The 14,880-nt window shown below is 59.8% G+C and carries 13 protein-coding genes and 7 tRNA genes; 4 read left to right on the forward strand and 16 right to left on the reverse strand.

Annotated elements, in window-relative coordinates; all coding sequences use genetic code 11:
• Positions 1–30: 30 nt before the first annotated feature.
• Both lpxM and I6L34_RS00830 read right to left on the reverse strand, forming a co-directional pair.
• Positions 31–1,020, reverse strand: coding sequence for a lauroyl-Kdo(2)-lipid IV(A) myristoyltransferase (lpxM, locus tag I6L34_RS00825; protein WP_058058486.1), 990 nt, complete (start codon positions 1,018–1,020; stop codon positions 31–33).
• Positions 1,021–1,278: 258 nt separating this feature from the next.
• Positions 1,279–2,271 carry a TDT family transporter gene (locus I6L34_RS00830; RefSeq protein ID WP_058058460.1) on the reverse strand — a complete coding sequence of 331 codons (993 nt, stop codon included), beginning with the start codon at positions 2,269–2,271 and terminating at the stop codon, positions 1,279–1,281.
• 102 nt (positions 2,272–2,373) lie between these two features.
• On the opposite strand from I6L34_RS00830, the gene I6L34_RS00835 reads away from it, so the two are divergent.
• Positions 2,374–3,279 (forward strand): LysR substrate-binding domain-containing protein, encoded by a 906-nt coding sequence (locus I6L34_RS00835; RefSeq protein WP_058058461.1) that lies wholly within the window; start codon positions 2,374–2,376, stop codon positions 3,277–3,279.
• Between the two features lie 96 nt (positions 3,280–3,375).
• Here the strand turns inward: I6L34_RS00835 and nfo are convergent, their stop codons facing one another.
• The 5 genes from nfo to I6L34_RS00860 all read right to left on the reverse strand — a co-directional run bounded on the left by nfo (position 3,376) and on the right by I6L34_RS00860 (position 8,816).
• Positions 3,376–4,218, reverse strand: a complete 843-nt coding sequence (gene nfo, locus I6L34_RS00840; protein WP_058058462.1) for a deoxyribonuclease IV — start codon at positions 4,216–4,218, stop codon at positions 3,376–3,378.
• Between the two features lie 317 nt (positions 4,219–4,535).
• Positions 4,536–4,865 (reverse strand): YbaB/EbfC family nucleoid-associated protein, encoded by a 330-nt coding sequence (locus I6L34_RS00845; protein ID WP_005333445.1) that lies wholly within the window; start codon positions 4,863–4,865, stop codon positions 4,536–4,538.
• A 114-nt stretch (positions 4,866–4,979) separates the two neighbouring features.
• Positions 4,980–7,586 carry a DNA polymerase III subunit gamma/tau gene (gene dnaX / locus I6L34_RS00850; protein ID WP_216955364.1) on the reverse strand — a complete coding sequence of 869 codons (2,607 nt, stop codon included), beginning with the start codon at positions 7,584–7,586 and terminating at the stop codon, positions 4,980–4,982.
• Positions 7,587–7,758: 172 nt separating this feature from the next.
• Positions 7,759–8,304, reverse strand: coding sequence for an adenine phosphoribosyltransferase (apt, locus tag I6L34_RS00855; protein ID WP_005352403.1), 546 nt, complete (start codon positions 8,302–8,304; stop codon positions 7,759–7,761).
• A 134-nt stretch (positions 8,305–8,438) separates the two neighbouring features.
• Positions 8,439–8,816: a YbaN family protein gene (locus I6L34_RS00860; protein WP_005352406.1), complete on the reverse strand. Its 378-nt coding sequence runs from the start codon at positions 8,814–8,816 to the stop codon at positions 8,439–8,441.
• Positions 8,817–8,939: 123 nt separating this feature from the next.
• Here I6L34_RS00860 and dusC point away from each other — a divergent pair, with 123 nt between their 5' ends.
• The 3 genes from dusC (at position 8,940) to I6L34_RS00875 (ending at position 11,231) form a co-directional block, all read left to right on the forward strand.
• Positions 8,940–9,884: a tRNA dihydrouridine(16) synthase DusC gene (gene dusC / locus I6L34_RS00865; protein WP_058056895.1), complete on the forward strand. Its 945-nt coding sequence runs from the start codon at positions 8,940–8,942 to the stop codon at positions 9,882–9,884.
• 97 nt (positions 9,885–9,981) lie between these two features.
• The gene (locus I6L34_RS00870; RefSeq protein ID WP_005333451.1) at positions 9,982–10,350 is read left to right on the forward strand and encodes a hypothetical protein; all 369 of its coding nucleotides are present in this window, start codon (positions 9,982–9,984) and stop codon (positions 10,348–10,350) included.
• A gap of 161 nt (positions 10,351–10,511) precedes the next feature.
• Positions 10,512–11,231, forward strand: a complete 720-nt coding sequence (locus I6L34_RS00875) for an ABC transporter substrate-binding protein (RefSeq protein WP_081043461.1) — start codon at positions 10,512–10,514, stop codon at positions 11,229–11,231.
• A 117-nt stretch (positions 11,232–11,348) separates the two neighbouring features.
• On the opposite strand, the gene yjjG is transcribed toward I6L34_RS00875, so the two are convergent.
• The 9 genes from yjjG to I6L34_RS00920 form a co-directional block, all read right to left on the reverse strand.
• Positions 11,349–12,029, reverse strand: a complete 681-nt coding sequence (yjjG, locus tag I6L34_RS00880; protein WP_058056897.1) for a pyrimidine 5'-nucleotidase — start codon at positions 12,027–12,029, stop codon at positions 11,349–11,351.
• Positions 12,030–12,043: 14 nt separating this feature from the next.
• On the reverse strand, positions 12,044–13,543 hold the full coding sequence (locus tag I6L34_RS00885) for a leucyl aminopeptidase family protein (protein ID WP_058056898.1): 1,500 nt from the start codon (positions 13,541–13,543) through the stop codon (positions 12,044–12,046).
• A 171-nt stretch (positions 13,544–13,714) separates the two neighbouring features.
• Positions 13,715–13,791 (reverse strand) — tRNA-Met (locus I6L34_RS00890).
• Between the two features lie 88 nt (positions 13,792–13,879).
• A tRNA-Met gene (locus I6L34_RS00895) sits at positions 13,880–13,956 on the reverse strand.
• Between the two features lie 87 nt (positions 13,957–14,043).
• A tRNA-Met gene (locus tag I6L34_RS00900) sits at positions 14,044–14,120 on the reverse strand.
• 87 nt (positions 14,121–14,207) lie between these two features.
• Positions 14,208–14,284, reverse strand: a tRNA-Met gene (locus I6L34_RS00905).
• Between the two features lie 87 nt (positions 14,285–14,371).
• Positions 14,372–14,448: transfer RNA gene (locus tag I6L34_RS00910), tRNA-Met, on the reverse strand.
• 87 nt (positions 14,449–14,535) lie between these two features.
• Positions 14,536–14,612: transfer RNA gene (locus I6L34_RS00915), tRNA-Met, on the reverse strand.
• Positions 14,613–14,706: 94 nt separating this feature from the next.
• Positions 14,707–14,783, reverse strand: a tRNA-Met gene (locus I6L34_RS00920).
• Between the last annotated feature and the right edge of the window lie 97 nt (positions 14,784–14,880).

Raw genomic sequence — 14,880 nt, forward strand, 5'->3', positions numbered from 1 at the left:
GGGGCCATTTCAATCAATCAAAATTCAGGGTCAGCCGTGGGGCGACAATCCCTTGCGGATCCGGCGTATCCCCTCTTCGTAGAGGCCATCCAGCCCCTCCTGATCCTGACGGGTATCGAAGATCTTGAGGAACCACATGTATTGACCCGGATGGCGCATCAGCTGCTGCTGCACCGTGTCGTTCATCCGGCAGGTATCGGCCATTACATCCTCGGTGGGATAGTTGTCGAACGGTGCCTCAATCTCCAGCCGGTAGCAGTGGTTCTCTTCGTCATAGCAGGCGAGCAGCGGCACCGCCTTGGCGCCACTGACCTGCACCAGACGGGGCAAGGCAGGCAGGGTCGCTTTGGGATAGCCAAAGAAGGGGGCGAAGATGCTCTTCTCGCGGCCATGATCCTGATCCGGCAGATAGAAGAAGCTGCGACCGCTCTTGATGGTCCTGATCACCGCCTTGATCCCGGCGCTGCGCTCATAGACGCGGCAGCCGTTCTTGGCTCGTGCACGGTTGAGGTGCCAATCAAACACCGGATTGCGCGCCCGTTTCATCATGGTGCACATGGGCACCCCGCGCTGGGTGAAGCAGTAACCGGCTGCATCCACCGGCCAGGTATGGGGCACCACCAGGATCACCGGACGACCGGCAGCCCGCTCCGCCTCGATATGCTCCCAACCGATCACCTGCATCCGGCTCATCAGATAACGCTGACTGCGCATGGTGAACTCGCCAAACCCCAACAGACTCTTGAGACCGACCCGGATCGAGGTCAGTGCAATGGCATCTCGCTCTTCCGGGCTCTTGTCCGGGAAGCAGATCTCCAGATTGGTTCTGGCGATATAGATCTGTTTTTTCGAGATACGAAACACCAGCGGTGCCAAGGCTTCGGCCAAACGGTCGCGCAATCGCACCGGCACAAAGGCCAGCAGCATCAGCACACCGAGCGCCAGCCAGCTGAACCAGTAGCGAGGATGCAGAAAACGGGCTTCAAAAGAGGAGTCAAATACGGGATCTTGGGACGACATGTATTGGGGTCGAGCGAAAAAGTGGTGCTGCATTGTAGTCGTCCTGACAGGTAATACCAGTTAAATCCATGGCAAATAGCCCGCCACAGGCGCCACATCAAAAAACCATAAAAAAATGCCCCGCACTGCGGGGCATTTTGCTCGTTACACAACCAGGGTGGAGGCTCTTTGTCCATCCATCGTATGACTGGTCGTTTATCCCGTCGCTCTCGGAGCGCACTGCTTATCCATTTCCCGATGTCACATCTTCTTCAAGATTTAACGGTGAGCACCCTGGCGGGCCATGCCGTTATTCATTTCGGTATTACGCAGCGGCAGAAAAAACATCAGGTAACGCAGTGCCACATACCCGACGATGACGGTAGCCACCCCCAGCTCGAAGTGGGCCAGCAGTCTGATCTGCTCGACGTAGTGACTCCCTTGCGCAAACCCTTCAACCAGATGAGCCACTTTGAACAGGGCGGTGGCACCGATCACCAGCGGGAAGGTGAAGGCGGCATAACCCGGCGAAAAGGGCAGACGCAGCAGTTTGATGAAGGCCAGATAGATGATACCGGTCATCAGGATGGCAATCCCCAGCAGCACGGCCACCAGCAGCAGTGACGGTTCCTGGCTGACGGTCAGGTAACCGGCCAGAGAGAGGCTGGCAGGGGCCGCCAGAATGGCGATGGTCGGTTTGGCGGCATCCGGCACTTCATGGCTGAAGATCAGGCGATAGAGCATCAGCGGCAGCATCAGGCCATAGCAGATGATCCCGAACCAGAGCAGGCCGTTGGCCAGCGGGGCAAACTGACCGCCCGGGAAGGCGACGTCAGCCACGATGATCCCCACCGGCGGCACGAACCAGCTCGGCACCATGTGGTGGATTTCAAACTCTTTGGCGCGATGCCAGATAAAGGTGGCCAGGAACAGCAGGTGAACCGCCACGGCAAACAGCCAGAGGGCCTCGCCCGCTTGCGGCGCAATCATACCCAGCGCTTTGGAGACCACCATGGTGCCCATGGCATAGGTCGGTACCACACTGCCCACCACGGGGTGAGCGAGATCCTGCAACAGCAGGCGGGGGTGAAGCAGAAACTTGAAGGTCAGGATCACCAGCAGCACAGCCGCAACGGCAGCACCCAGCAGTTGCATCCGGCCATCGAAGTGACCGGCATTTTCCCAACACCAACCAAGGCTGGCGATGCCCAGCGCCAGACCCGCCATGGGGGTTGGGGCGGCAGCCAGTGATTTACGGGTTCTTGCGATCATGATGACACCTTTCTATTGATGACTATGGCGATAGGATAATGGTCCCTTATCGTTTACGATATCTAAATGAATTAAATCAATCATTCAGGAAAACCAAACACGATGAAACTGACCCTGCAGCAGCTGAAAGTGTTCGCCACCATTGCCCGTTATGGAAACCTTGGCCTTGCCGCCAACGAGCTCTGCCTGAGCAAGGGGGCCGTCTCCCAGTCGCTGCAGGAGCTGGAGCGCCAGCTCTCTACCCCGCTGTTTGACCGCATTCACCCCAGATTGCAGCTCAACAACGAGGGGCGCCTGCTGCAACCAGCTGCTGAAGAGCTGCTGACCCGGATGCAGGATATCGAGAACCTGTTCAGCCCCGATGCCGAGCCGAGCGGCCAGCTTCGCCTTGGTGCCAGCCAGACCATCGGCAACTACCTGCTCCCTACCCTGCTCGCCAGCAGCAAACAGGAGCTGGGACTCCCCCCCAAGGTGACCATCAACAACACTCACCTGCTCTGCCATGCGCTGGCCAACTTCGAGCTGGATATGGCACTGATCGAGGGGGAGAACCACCACCCCGACCTGCTCGCCGAACCCTGGCTGCAGGACGAGATGCTGGTGGTGGCCCCACCCGGTCACCCGCTTGCCAACAAGAAGGAGCTCTCCCTCTCCCGACTTGGGGGCGAGACCTGGGTATTGCGTGAAGCGCAATCGGGCAGCCGAGAACAGTTTATCCAGCAGATCCAGCCCGAGCTGCCCCGCTGGCAACCAGGGCTTGAACTCAACACCCTGGAGGCGGTGATGCTGGCGGTGGAGAAGGGGCTTGGCATCTCCTTTATCTCCCGGCTGGCAGCCTCGGATCGCCTGGCAGATGGGCGGCTGATCGCCCTGCCCCTCTCCCGTCGCTTCCCGCGCCAGCTCTCCCTTATCTGGCACAAGCAGAAATACCACTCCACCTCCCTGCGCCACTTTATCCACTTCTGCCGGGCTCAAGTGAAGGATGCCGAGGTGAGCCGCCCAGAGTAACGCCCGCTCGGAGCGCCGCTGGCAGGCTCGCCCGCCAATAACGGAAAAAGCAGAGAGGGAGCCGCGGCTCCCCCTCTTTGATTCGATTGCTCGGTATCACTTCGCCAGACTGCGCAACCAGCTGATCTCCTCGCCCCAGATGGACTCATCTATGGTCTCGAGGATCAGCGGAATGCGATCGAAGCGATCATCATTCATGATGTGGTGGAAAACAGCCTCCCCCAGATTGCCCTCCCGCAAGCTGTGGTGGCGATCGACCCGGCTACCGAAAGTGCACTTGGCGCCGTTGATATGCATCCCCTTGAGATAATGAAAACCCACCGTGCGGTCGAACTCGGCAAAGACGGCAGCGCAGCTCTCGGCGGTGCGCAGATCGTAGCCGGCGGCAAAGGCGTGGCAGGTATCGAAACAGATCCCGACCCGGCTCTTGTCCTCCACCCCCTCGATGATGGTGGCGAGGTGCTCGAACGACCAGCCGAGGTTGGTCCCCTGCCCGGCGGTATTCTCGATCACCGCCGTCACCCCTTCACTGCGCTCCAGCGCCCAGTTGATGGACTCGCTCACCAACTTGAGGCTGGTCGCCTCAGGGATCTGCTTGAGATGGCTACCGGGGTGGAAGTTCAGATAGCAAAGCCCCAGCTGCTCGCAGCGCTTCATCTCGTCGAGAAACGCATCGCGGGATTTGGCCAGACCATCGGGATCCGGGTGGCCCAGATTGATGAGATAGCTGTCGTGGGGCAGGATCTGCTCCGGCAGAAAACCGGCCTTGTCACAGGCCGTCTTGAAGGCGAGGATGGTGGCATCCGACAAGGGGGCCGCCTGCCACTGACGTTGATTCTTGGTAAAGAGGGCAAACGCGTTGGCCCCGATGGCCTGGGCGCGGGCGATGGTATTCTCCACCCCGCCGGCCGCACTGACGTGGGCTCCGATATATTTCATACAATCTCCTCGATACGGCAAGCCGCCATTATGCCGATCCAGCCCGGCCACGCCAAACCGGGATATCCGATAGCGGGTATCGACAAATAGCGCCGCCTTAGCAAGGCTGCTGCGTTTCATGGCGTAATCGGCCTTCGCTGTGGCAACCTCTCCCCAGAAGGGATAGTTAGAGCCCGCCCGCGCCAGCATGGCGCCCATAAAAAACGCAGCGTATCGCCTGAGCAATAACGCTGCGTCTTTGGGTCTCTCGGCCGTCCCCCTTGCCGTGACCCGAATGGCCAGCGACAAGGGAGCAAGAATGCGCGGGGAGAGTCGCCTTAGAACGGCATCTTGAAGCCTGGCGGCAGTTGCATGCCACCGGTCAGCTCGCCCATCTTGGCCTTGTTCTGCTCTTCCACACGACGCACGGCATCGTTGCAAGCGGCGGCAACCAGATCTTCCAGCAGCTCCTTGTCATCTTCCATCAGGGAGGGATCGATCTCGATGCGACGAACGCTGTGGCTACCGGTCATGGTGACCTTGACCATGCCAGCACCGGCTTCACCGGTCACTTCCATCTGAGCCAGCTGCTCCTGCGCCTTCTGCATACGCTCTTGCATCTGTTGGGCCTGTTTCATCAGGTTCCCCATTCCACCTTTACCAAACATATGTCGTCTCTCGTCTTGAAATCCGGCATCCAGCGCCGGGCTGTGGGCTTGTCTGTCCTAGATGGGGACAGCCAAACTGCTTTTCAACCGGAAGCGAGCTCCCGGCCACGGAATTTAGCGGTTGAGGGGCTCGATACTCTCGTGATGGAGCACGGCACCAAACCGCTGAACTAAAAACTGTACGTTGGGATCCTGCTCCAGATCCCGGGTCACCTGATCGCGCACCCCGAGATAAAGGCGGTGTTCGATCTCGAGGGGGGTCTCCTGGTCAGGCACCACACCAAGCGTCACCTCGACCTGCACCGGTTGACCCAGCGCTGGCCCGATGATCTCGGCCAGATCGGCGCGCGCCTTGTCGCTCACCAGATGGCGCTGCTCGGGCTTGAGGGTTAGCAGTACCTTGTCCCCTTCCCGCGTCATCACCGAGTTGATAGCCAGCTGGCGCAACCGACCACCCACCTGAGTGTGGGCAATCAACTCGGCCCAAGGGTCGCCGCAACCATTGAGCAGCGAGGAGGGAATAAGGCGGGTCGCCTCCCCCTCTTGCGGCTCGCTGTCGCTCTCGAGCTCATCCCAGTCGATGGTCTCCATCACCGGCTGAGGGGGCTCGCTCTGTGTCACAGGTGCAGTAGCCACCGCCGTGGTAACAACGGGCGGCTGGGCCGCTGGGGTGGGCGTCACCGCTGGCGCCGCAGCACTGCGCTCGCCGGGTCGATAGCTCGGCTGCCCATCGAGATCCCAGGGGGGCAGATCGGTTGGCTGGGCCGGTGCCGTGACGGGAGCATGGCTCATCACCTGAGTCTGCCCGGCAAAGCCCTGATTGAGGTACTCCTCGTATTCCCCGTTGTCACCCTGTGGCTCGTAACCGTCGCCATAGAGATCCACTGGCGGCAGATCATCATAGTGACCCATCGCCGCTATCCCCTGCCCGGCCGGTTGGCTGATCGGGGCAGGCTGTGGAGCAACGACCGGTGCGGCGGCGGGCGCGACAGGGCGCGCTGGCGTAACCGGCACAGCGCGCGGCGCGGGTGCCGCCGGGGCATCCTGACCACGCTGACGACTGCGCAGCATGTTTCGCTTGCCAAGCAGGCTCTGCATGCTCGACACCGCTGAAACAGCTTCAGGAGCGGTAACCAGCGCGGTTGTCGGCTCGAGCGTAGGCTCGAAGGGGGCGGTCAGCGGCTCGCCACGGGAATAGTCGGTATCGGCTGCGGCAGACTCTCGCTCATCAGCATCTGCGGGCTGTGCAGCCGAGTGCGCAGACACATCGGGCTGCACATGGGGTAACGCGGGCTCGGGTTGATACCCCATGCCCGCAGCTTCAAGCAGCAGCTCATCCTGCTGGCTGAACAGCTCGGCGGCTTGCGCCTCCTCCTCGCTGTCGGCGGGGTTGCCGATGTCATCCGTCATCGCAGGCAGGGAGACATCAACCGCGGGCACTGCACTGGTAGCAACAGGCGTGCTGGCAACAGGGCTGGCTAGCGGTGCAGGCACGGCGCCGCTGATCGGTGCCACTGCGGCCGATTCAGCGGCCGGGCGCTTTCCCGGCAAGGAGGCTACCGGCGTGGCACTGCTCGCCGCACTGCTCGTCATTGACGGGGGCAACGCAGTGAGGCTGGCCGGATGCAGGGCATCGCGCCTTGGGGAGAATGCGAGCATCCGCAGGCAGGTCATCTCCAGCGCGGTGCGGCCATCGGGGGCCCAGGGAAGATCTTTACGGCCACCCAGCACGATCTGGTAGCAGAGCTGCACCTCTTCCGGGCTCATCGCCTTGGCCAGTTGCAGCAGGGAATCGGCATCCGCCCCCTGCTCCTGCACGCTGGCAGGCAGCAGCTGCGCCATGGCGATGCGATGGAGCAAGCCTTCCAGCTCGGCATGGAGCTGATCAAAATCGGGGCCCAAGGTGGCGATCTCGGTGATCTTGGCCATGGTCGCGGGGGCATCTTGCCGCAAAATGGCTTCCAGCAGCTGGTGCAGATGGCGGTGATCGAGCGTGCCCAGCATCGCCAGCACGCTGTCGAGGCGCACGCTGCCGTTACCGTGGGCCAGCGCCTGATCGGTCAGGCTCAGGGCATCGCGCATACTGCCGTCGGCGGCTTTGGCCAGTGCCAGCAGGGCGCGTGGTTCGAAGGGCTGCCCCTCATGATCCAGCACCCATTCGAGCTGCTTGGCGATCTGGGTCTGATCCAGACTCTTCAGATGAAACTGCAGGCAGCGCGAGAGAATGGTAATGGGCAGCTTCTGCGGATCCGTGGTGGCCAGCAGAAACTTCACATAGGGGGGCGGCTCTTCCAGGGTTTTCAGCAACGCGTTGAAGCTGTGGCGCGACAACATGTGCACTTCATCGATGAGGTAGACCTTGAAGCGGCCACGGGCCGGGCGGTACTGCACGTTGTCGAGCAGCTCGCGGGTATCTTCCACCTTGGTGCGGGACGCCGCGTCAATCTCCAGCAGGTCGACAAAGTTGCCCTGATCGATCTCGCGGCAGGTATCGCAGACACCGCACGGATGGCTGCAGATCCCCTGCTCGCAGTTGAGGCTCTTGGCCAGAATACGGGCGATGGTGGTCTTGCCGACCCCGCGGGTACCGCTCAGCAGATAGGCGTGATGCAGTCGTCCCTGATCCAGGGCGTTGGTCAAGGCGGTCAGCACATGTTGCTGGCCTACCACTTGTTCAAACGTATGGGGGCGCCATTTACGCGCCAGAACCTGATAGCTCATAAATCCATCATGCAGGGAAGACAGGGCATTGAGGCCGGATGCTAACACAAATGGCGGGCTGGCTGTATCGGCTATCGGTGAGAGCGGGAGGGATCGCTTGATTTTCAAACCGATGCCCGCAAGGGCACCGGTTCAATGCAGGCCCGATGCAGAGGATCGGGCCGAAGAGGCATTACTCGCCGGCCAGCTCGACAAGTGAGACCACCTTGATGCCAGCGGCAGTCAGGCGGGCATCGCCACCCAGAGACGGCAGGGAGATGATGAAGGCCGCATCGGCAACTTCACCACCGGCACGGCGGATCAGCTTGACGGTCGCATCGACGGTACCACCGGTCGCCAGCAGATCGTCCACGACCAGCACCTTGTCACCGGGCACGATGGCATCGGTGTGCAGTTGCAGGGTGTCAGTGCCGTACTCGAGGGCATAGGACTCCTCGATCACTTCGCGCGGCAGCTTGCCCGGCTTGCGGACCGGCACGAAGCCCAGCCCCATGGCATAGGCAACCGGCGCGCCAAAGATGAAGCCGCGAGCTTCGGTGCCAACAATCTTGGTGATCCCTTGATCACGATAATGATTGGCCAGCAGATCGATGGTGGCCTTGAAGGCCTCGGCGTTCTCGATCAGGCTGGTGATGTCACGAAACAGAATGCCCGGCTTCGGATAGTCGGGAATGGTCTTGATGCTTGCTTCGATAAATTTCAGGGTTTCCGGATTCATGTGTTGACCGCTTATTTTTTTGACCCAGGGGTGGCCATTTTTTCTCAATTCCCTTCTGCGGGAAATAAAAAAGCCTGTCACGCAAAAATGACAGGCCGACTCCATAGCATTATTGCTGCAATAGCTTAGGGACTTCACTTCACCATTGCAACTGGCTCCAGCACCGGCAGGCGCATTAACCAGGTGAGCAGGATCACCATTATGACAACCAGCAGCCCCTTGACCCACAGCAGTGGCACCACCGCCAGCGACACCGAAAAGGTGAGCAAAATGAAGATAATGGCGCGCCGTCTGGCCTGACGACGAATGCCGCGATACTGCTGCCAATCCACGATGGGCGGGCCAAACCAGGGATGGGTCAGCAACCAGCGATGAAAACGGGGCGACGAGCGGGCAAACAGGGCGGCAGCCAGCAACATGAAGGGGGTAGTCGGCAACAGGGGCAGCACAATGCCCACAATACCGGTGGCAAATGCCAGCCACCCGAGTGCCATCAGACACCAACGCTTCATTCCTTCTCCTTGCGTGATTTATCTCCCTCTAGCCTAACAGAGTTTGAGCGGGTGCTGACAGCGGGCCGCAACCCCACTACAATCTGCGCTCTTTTTTCTTGCCACTCTCGTCGGAAAGCCGTTATGCGCGTTATTTTGGCCCCCATGCAGGGGGTACTGGATCACCTGATGCGGGAGGTACTCACCTCCGTCAATGATTACGATCTCTGCGTGAGCGAGTTTATCCGGGTCGTCGATCAGCTGCTGCCCGCCAAGGTGTTCTACCGCCTCTGCCCTGAACTGCTGCAAGATGGCAAAACCCGCGCAGGCACCCCGGTGCGGGTACAACTGCTGGGCCAACACCCCGAGTGGCTGGCCGAGAACGCCGTGCGCGCCATCGAGCTGGGCTCCCCCGGAGTCGACCTCAACTTCGGCTGTCCCGCCCCTACGGTCAACAAGAGCAAGGGCGGTGCGGTGCTGCTCAAAGAGCCCGAGACCATCTACCGCATCGTCAAGGCGGTGCGCGAGGCGGTGCCTACCCACCTGCCGGTGAGCGCCAAAATTCGCCTCGGTTACGATGACAAGGATCTCTATCTGGAGAACGCCCAGGCGGTCTTCCAGGGGGGCGCCAACGAGCTGGCCGTTCATGCCCGCACCAAGCGCGAAGGCTACAAGGCACCCGCCCACTGGGAGTATGTGGATGCCATTCGCCGCGCCCTGCCCATCCCCGTCACCGCCAACGGCGAAATTTGGGATCACAAAGATGCCCTCGCCTGCGCCAGGGTCTCGGGTTGCGATGCCCTGATGGTCGGGCGCGGCGCCATCTCCCTGCCCAATCTGGCCAACGTGATGAAAACCGGCTGCCCGCACATGAGCTGGGCCGAGGTGCTGCAGTTGATGGTGAGCTATACCGAGCAGGATCTGGCCAGTGAAAAAGCCGACTACTACCCCAGCCGCATCAAACAGTGGTTCAGCTACCTCAAGCGGGAATATCCCGAAGCAGACCTGCTGTTTCAGGAGATCCGGGTGCTCAAAGAGACGGATCCCATCCGCGATGCCCTGCTGCAAGCAGCCAAAAGCCACGGCTAACCACCTTTAACTTGACGCATATCATCTTGATAGAGTTATCGGATCCCTATACTGCCCCGAATCTGTCGTCTGTCCTGTGGGGGATAATGTGTGTGAAATGACGCAAGCACAGTTGACTGTCTGGCGTAATCGCCTGCTGTCAGACTGGGCCCAAGTACGAGAAACGCTGATCGGTCAGCTTAAAGCCTGCCGCCGTGACGAGTGGGCCGAACAGGTCGGTCACTGCGAGCAGGATCAACTGGTAGAACTGACCAGCCGGCTGGATCTGCCGAAGGTTGAGCAGAGCGTGGCCCGCCTCAAGCGGATCGATGCGGCACTCTGCCAAATGGATCTTGGCCTCTATGGCCTCTGCTCCGATTGTGAAGAGCCGCTTTCCATCGAACAGCTGGAACAGGATCCGACCCTGCAACGCTGCCCGCGCTGTGAAACCCGTTATCGCAAGGGATTCCACGCCCACGAACTGTGAGGGATGCACATCTGTGCATCCGCTCAACCCTCAGCACTGGTTACTCCGTCGTTCCTGTCCAATACTCAACCGTATCAGCCTGTTCGAGGGTATGCGTTGTGTACAGACTCTTGTTGTTATGGTGTTTGTGTTGCCAGGCTACGGCACAGGAGTCATTGGTCGTGGGCTGGGTCGACTGGCAGCCCTTCAGTTATCGCAATGAACAGCAACAGCTCCGCGGACTGGATGTGGAGCTGCTCAATGCCATCTTCCTGCGGGCCGGTTATCAGGCCAAATTCAATGAAATGCCCTGGGCTCGCGTGCTGCACGAGCTGAAATTCGGCACGGTTCAGCTGACCATGTCAGCCAATATCACCGCCGAGCGGCAGCAATATGCCCGCTTCAGCCACCCCTATCGGGAAGAGGAGACGGCCATCATCATCCGCCGGCAAGATGCCGAACGCTGGCGCGGGATCACCACCCTCGAGCAGTTGATCAACACCCCCAACTTCCATATCGGGGTGCTCAAGGGCTTTGATTACGGCACTACCTTCCGCCAGTTGATGGCAAGGCCCGAGCTGCAGCCTCGCTTGCAGATGCGCCTGCGGCTGGATCAGCTGCTGAAGATGTTGCAAGGGGGTCGGATCCAGGGGTTTATTCTGGATCCCCACGGACTGCAGGGGTGGCAGGATAAGGATGAAGCGCAGGATCAGCTGCATACCCTGCTGCGTATCGAAGTCACGCCGGTTCACCTGATGCTGAGCAAAGAGAGCACCACAGAGGCGCAACTGCAGCGGATCAATCAGGCTATCGATCAATTGAAACAGAGTCCCGACTATCAGCAGATCCTCGATCGCTATCAGTTCAGATCCCTGCATTCACAGGAAAACACTCATAAGTAAGGGGAGCATCAGCTCCCCTTACTGTCTCAAGCAAACCCAATCCTGTCTCAAACAACCCTGGTTGCAACTTGCCAGGACGTTTTGGTAACCGATAACGTGATGGGTTAAGCCTGGCTATCAGCGTCCCAGCACAATGTCGGCAAGGTGGGCGAAGTGGTGGATTTCGTGGGTGGCATCGCACTCGCCCGCTTGCCGCGCCGGGTTGTACCAGCAGGTTGCCAGCCCCTGCGCCGCCGCCCCGGCAATATCGGTTTTCGGGTTATCCCCCACCATCAGCACCCGCGCAGGATCTGGCTGTCCCATCAAGGAAAGAGTGTGCTGAAAAATGGCTGGCGCCGGCTTGGTCACCCGGATCTCGTCGGAGATCACCAGCGGCTCGAACCATTCGCTCCAGCCCAGTTTGCCGAGCCGCCCCCGCTGAGGCACGCTGAAACCATTGGTGATGATCCCCATCCGCACCTTGCTGCGCAGTTTCTGCAGGGTCTCGACCACCCCTTCGAGAGGCATGCTAAGGGCAATGATCTGCTCCAGAAAGGTGTTGTTCATCGCCATGGGATCGGCGGCAACCTGCTGGGCAAAGAGGGAGAAGCGGGTCTGCTGCAACGCCGTTGCATCGATCTCGCCGTCGTTGTACTGCTGCCAGAGCCCGTGGTTGAGGGCGTGGTACTGCGCCATGCTGGCGTCATCAGCCTGTACACCATAGATCTGCAAGGTATGCGTCAGCGCGGAGGCGACCGGAAAATCGAGCAGGGTTTCATCCAAATCGAACAGCACCCAGTCATAGCTTGGTTGTTTCACAGAAATCCTTGTTATCATTCAGATTGTTCAGAGGCTTGGCGACCAACTCTGCCAAGCGGGCTGGCTAGCAGATCCAGCGTGAGACGCACGCCAAAGCCGGTCACTTCACTGGAGACCACCCCATTGCCCCCCTTGTTGCGAAAACCGCTCAGGTCGAAATGCAGCCAGGGGGTCTGCTCGGGCACGAAGTGGGCGAGGAAACGGGCCGCATCGATGTGATCCGGCGAACTGCCCGGCGCACACTGCAACAGATCGGCCCACTCGCTCTCGATGTTGTCGTCGTAATCGTCATCAAGCGGGAAGGGCCAGATCCGCTCACCGCTGCGCTGACCCAGATTGACCAGTGATGCCATCCATTCGCTGCGATTGGTAAAGACACCGCTGTAGCGGCTACCCAGCGCCCGTTTGCAGGCCCCGGTCAGGGTTGCGTAATCGAGCAGCAGATCCGGGGTATCCTGCACCGCCATCGCCAGGGTGTCGGCCAATACCATTCGCCCTTCGGCATCGGTATCGACCACCTCGATGGAGGTGCCATTGATGGCAGTCACCACCTCGCCAGGACGATAGGCATGAGGGCCGATATGGTTCTCGGCAATGGCCAGCCAGCAGTGCACCTCGTAAGGCAACCGGGCTCGGCTGATGGCGTAGAGGGTGCCGAGCGCCACTGCACTCCCCCCCATGTCCAGATGCATGCCATACATGCTGCCGGAGACCTTGAGGTTGTAACCGCCAGAGTCGTGGCAGATCCCCTTGCCCACCAACGCAATGCGGCGCACCGGCTTGGGTGGATAGTAGCTGAGCTTGACCATGGCCCCCTGATTGTCTTCCGAGCCACGAGCAACGGCCAGAAACGCCCCCGCCCCCAACTCGGCCAGCTGCGCCTGATCATAGTGATGGCACTGCCACCCCTCATCTTGCGCCAGCTTGCTGACAAACTCGCGATAGCTGGCGGCCGTCAGCTCGGAGGCAGGCAACACCGCCAGATGGCGAGCCAGCCCGTTACCCCCCGCTTCGCTGTAAAGGCGCGCCAAGTCCAGCACCACCGCGGGTGAAACCTTGATCTGCTGGTAGCTCCAGCTGATTTCGCTGCGGCGCTTGCTGGTGGGCAACGAAATATTGGCGGCAAGCAGGGCCGACAACATCACTTCGGCCAGCATCACTCGCTCGGAGGGGGAAAAACCTTCCAGATGCAGCCCGAGGCGCTCCACATTGAGCCCAGAAAGAGGAGCAATCCAGCCTCTGATCTGTTTATAGAGGCGGTGATCCCGCGTCACACTGCCGGCCACAAACATCACCTGCAACAGGGTATTGCCATGCATCAGGGTAAAGGGCGCTTTTTTCCCCAGCGCAAGCTGGGTCTGGAGACCCGCAAGGGCGGGCAGCGAAAGCAAGGACTCCTTCTGCTCTTCAGCGATCAGCAGAAGTTGCAACGGCAGCCCTTGGGCAAGGGTTTCGGCCAGTGTGGCATCCCGGCTTTCAATAGCAGGAGGAAGATAGGTGAAAGGAGTGATCACAGGCGCGTGCCTCATCCATGAAGAGATACCTGATGATACCCAACAAATGGTCGATACGACCAGTTTTGGTCTTGAAAATGCGTCAGAAATAGCAGCAATCACCAGATGGTGACGAGCATCAAGAAGGATTGTTCAATGATTGGCAATGCAGGAAGGGAACGTACAAAAAGTTGGTTGCGGGGGCCGGATTTGAACCGACGACCTTCGGGTTATGAGCCCGACGAGCTACCGAGCTGCTCCACCCCGCGTCCGAATTGTCACCCCCAAGCCGAGCAGTAGCTTGTTGGCGTTTGTCTGCCTTCGACTGTTTATACAATCGCAAGCTGACGAAAGAGTTGGTTGCGGGGGCCGGATTTGAACCGACGACCTTCGGGTTATGAGCCCGACGAGCTACCGAGCTGCTCCACCCCGCGTCCGAATTGTCGCCCTCAAGCCGAGCAGTAGCTTGGTGGCGTTTGTCTGCTTTCGACTGTTTACACAATCGCAAGCTGACGAAAAGTTGGTTGCGGGGGCCGGATTTGAACCGACGACCTTCGGGTTATGAGCCCGACGAGCTACCGAGCTGCTCCACCCCGCGTCCGAATTGTCACCCTCAAGCCGAGCAGTAGCTTGTTGGCGTTTGTCTGCTTTCGACTGTTTACACAATCGCAGGCTGACGAAAACTTGGTTGCGGGGGCCGGATTTGAACCGACGACCTTCGGGTTATGAGCCCGACGAGCTACCGAGCTGCTCCACCCCGCGTCCGAATTGTCACCCCCAAGCCGAGCAGTAGCTTGTTGGCGTTTGTCTGCTTTCGACTGTTTACACAATCGCAGGCTGACGAAAAGTTGGTTGCGGGGGCCGGATTTGAACCGACGACCTTCGGGTTATGAGCCCGACGAGCTACCGAGCTGCTCCACCCCGCGTCCGAATTGTCACCCTCAAGCCGAGCAGTAGCTTGTTGGCGTTTGTCTGCTTTCGACTGTTTACACAATCGCAGGCTGACGAAAATTTGGTTGCGGGGGCCGGATTTGAACCGACGACCTTCGGGTTATGAGCCCGACGAGCTACCGAGCTGCTCCACCCCGCGTCCGAATTTTTCTCGAAGTGGCCGAGCAGTAGCCAGTTCGATTTCTCCTTTTCCACCAACCGGTTACACCGATTTGACCGGTCAGGATCTCAGATGGTTGCGGGGGCCAGATTTGAACTGACGACCTTCGGGTTATGAGCCCGACGAGCTACCGGGCTGCTCCACCCCGCGTCTGAGGTCGCCAATAATAGGCGCCAGCGCACAGATTGCAAGTAAATATCTCAAAAAAAGTTTATTCGTAGATTAATCGGACAAATAGTGCGGTCAT

This window comes from Aeromonas sp. FDAARGOS 1404, assembly GCF_019047085.1.
In the GTDB taxonomy this organism is placed as follows: Bacteria; Pseudomonadota; Gammaproteobacteria; order Enterobacterales; family Aeromonadaceae; genus Aeromonas; species Aeromonas veronii.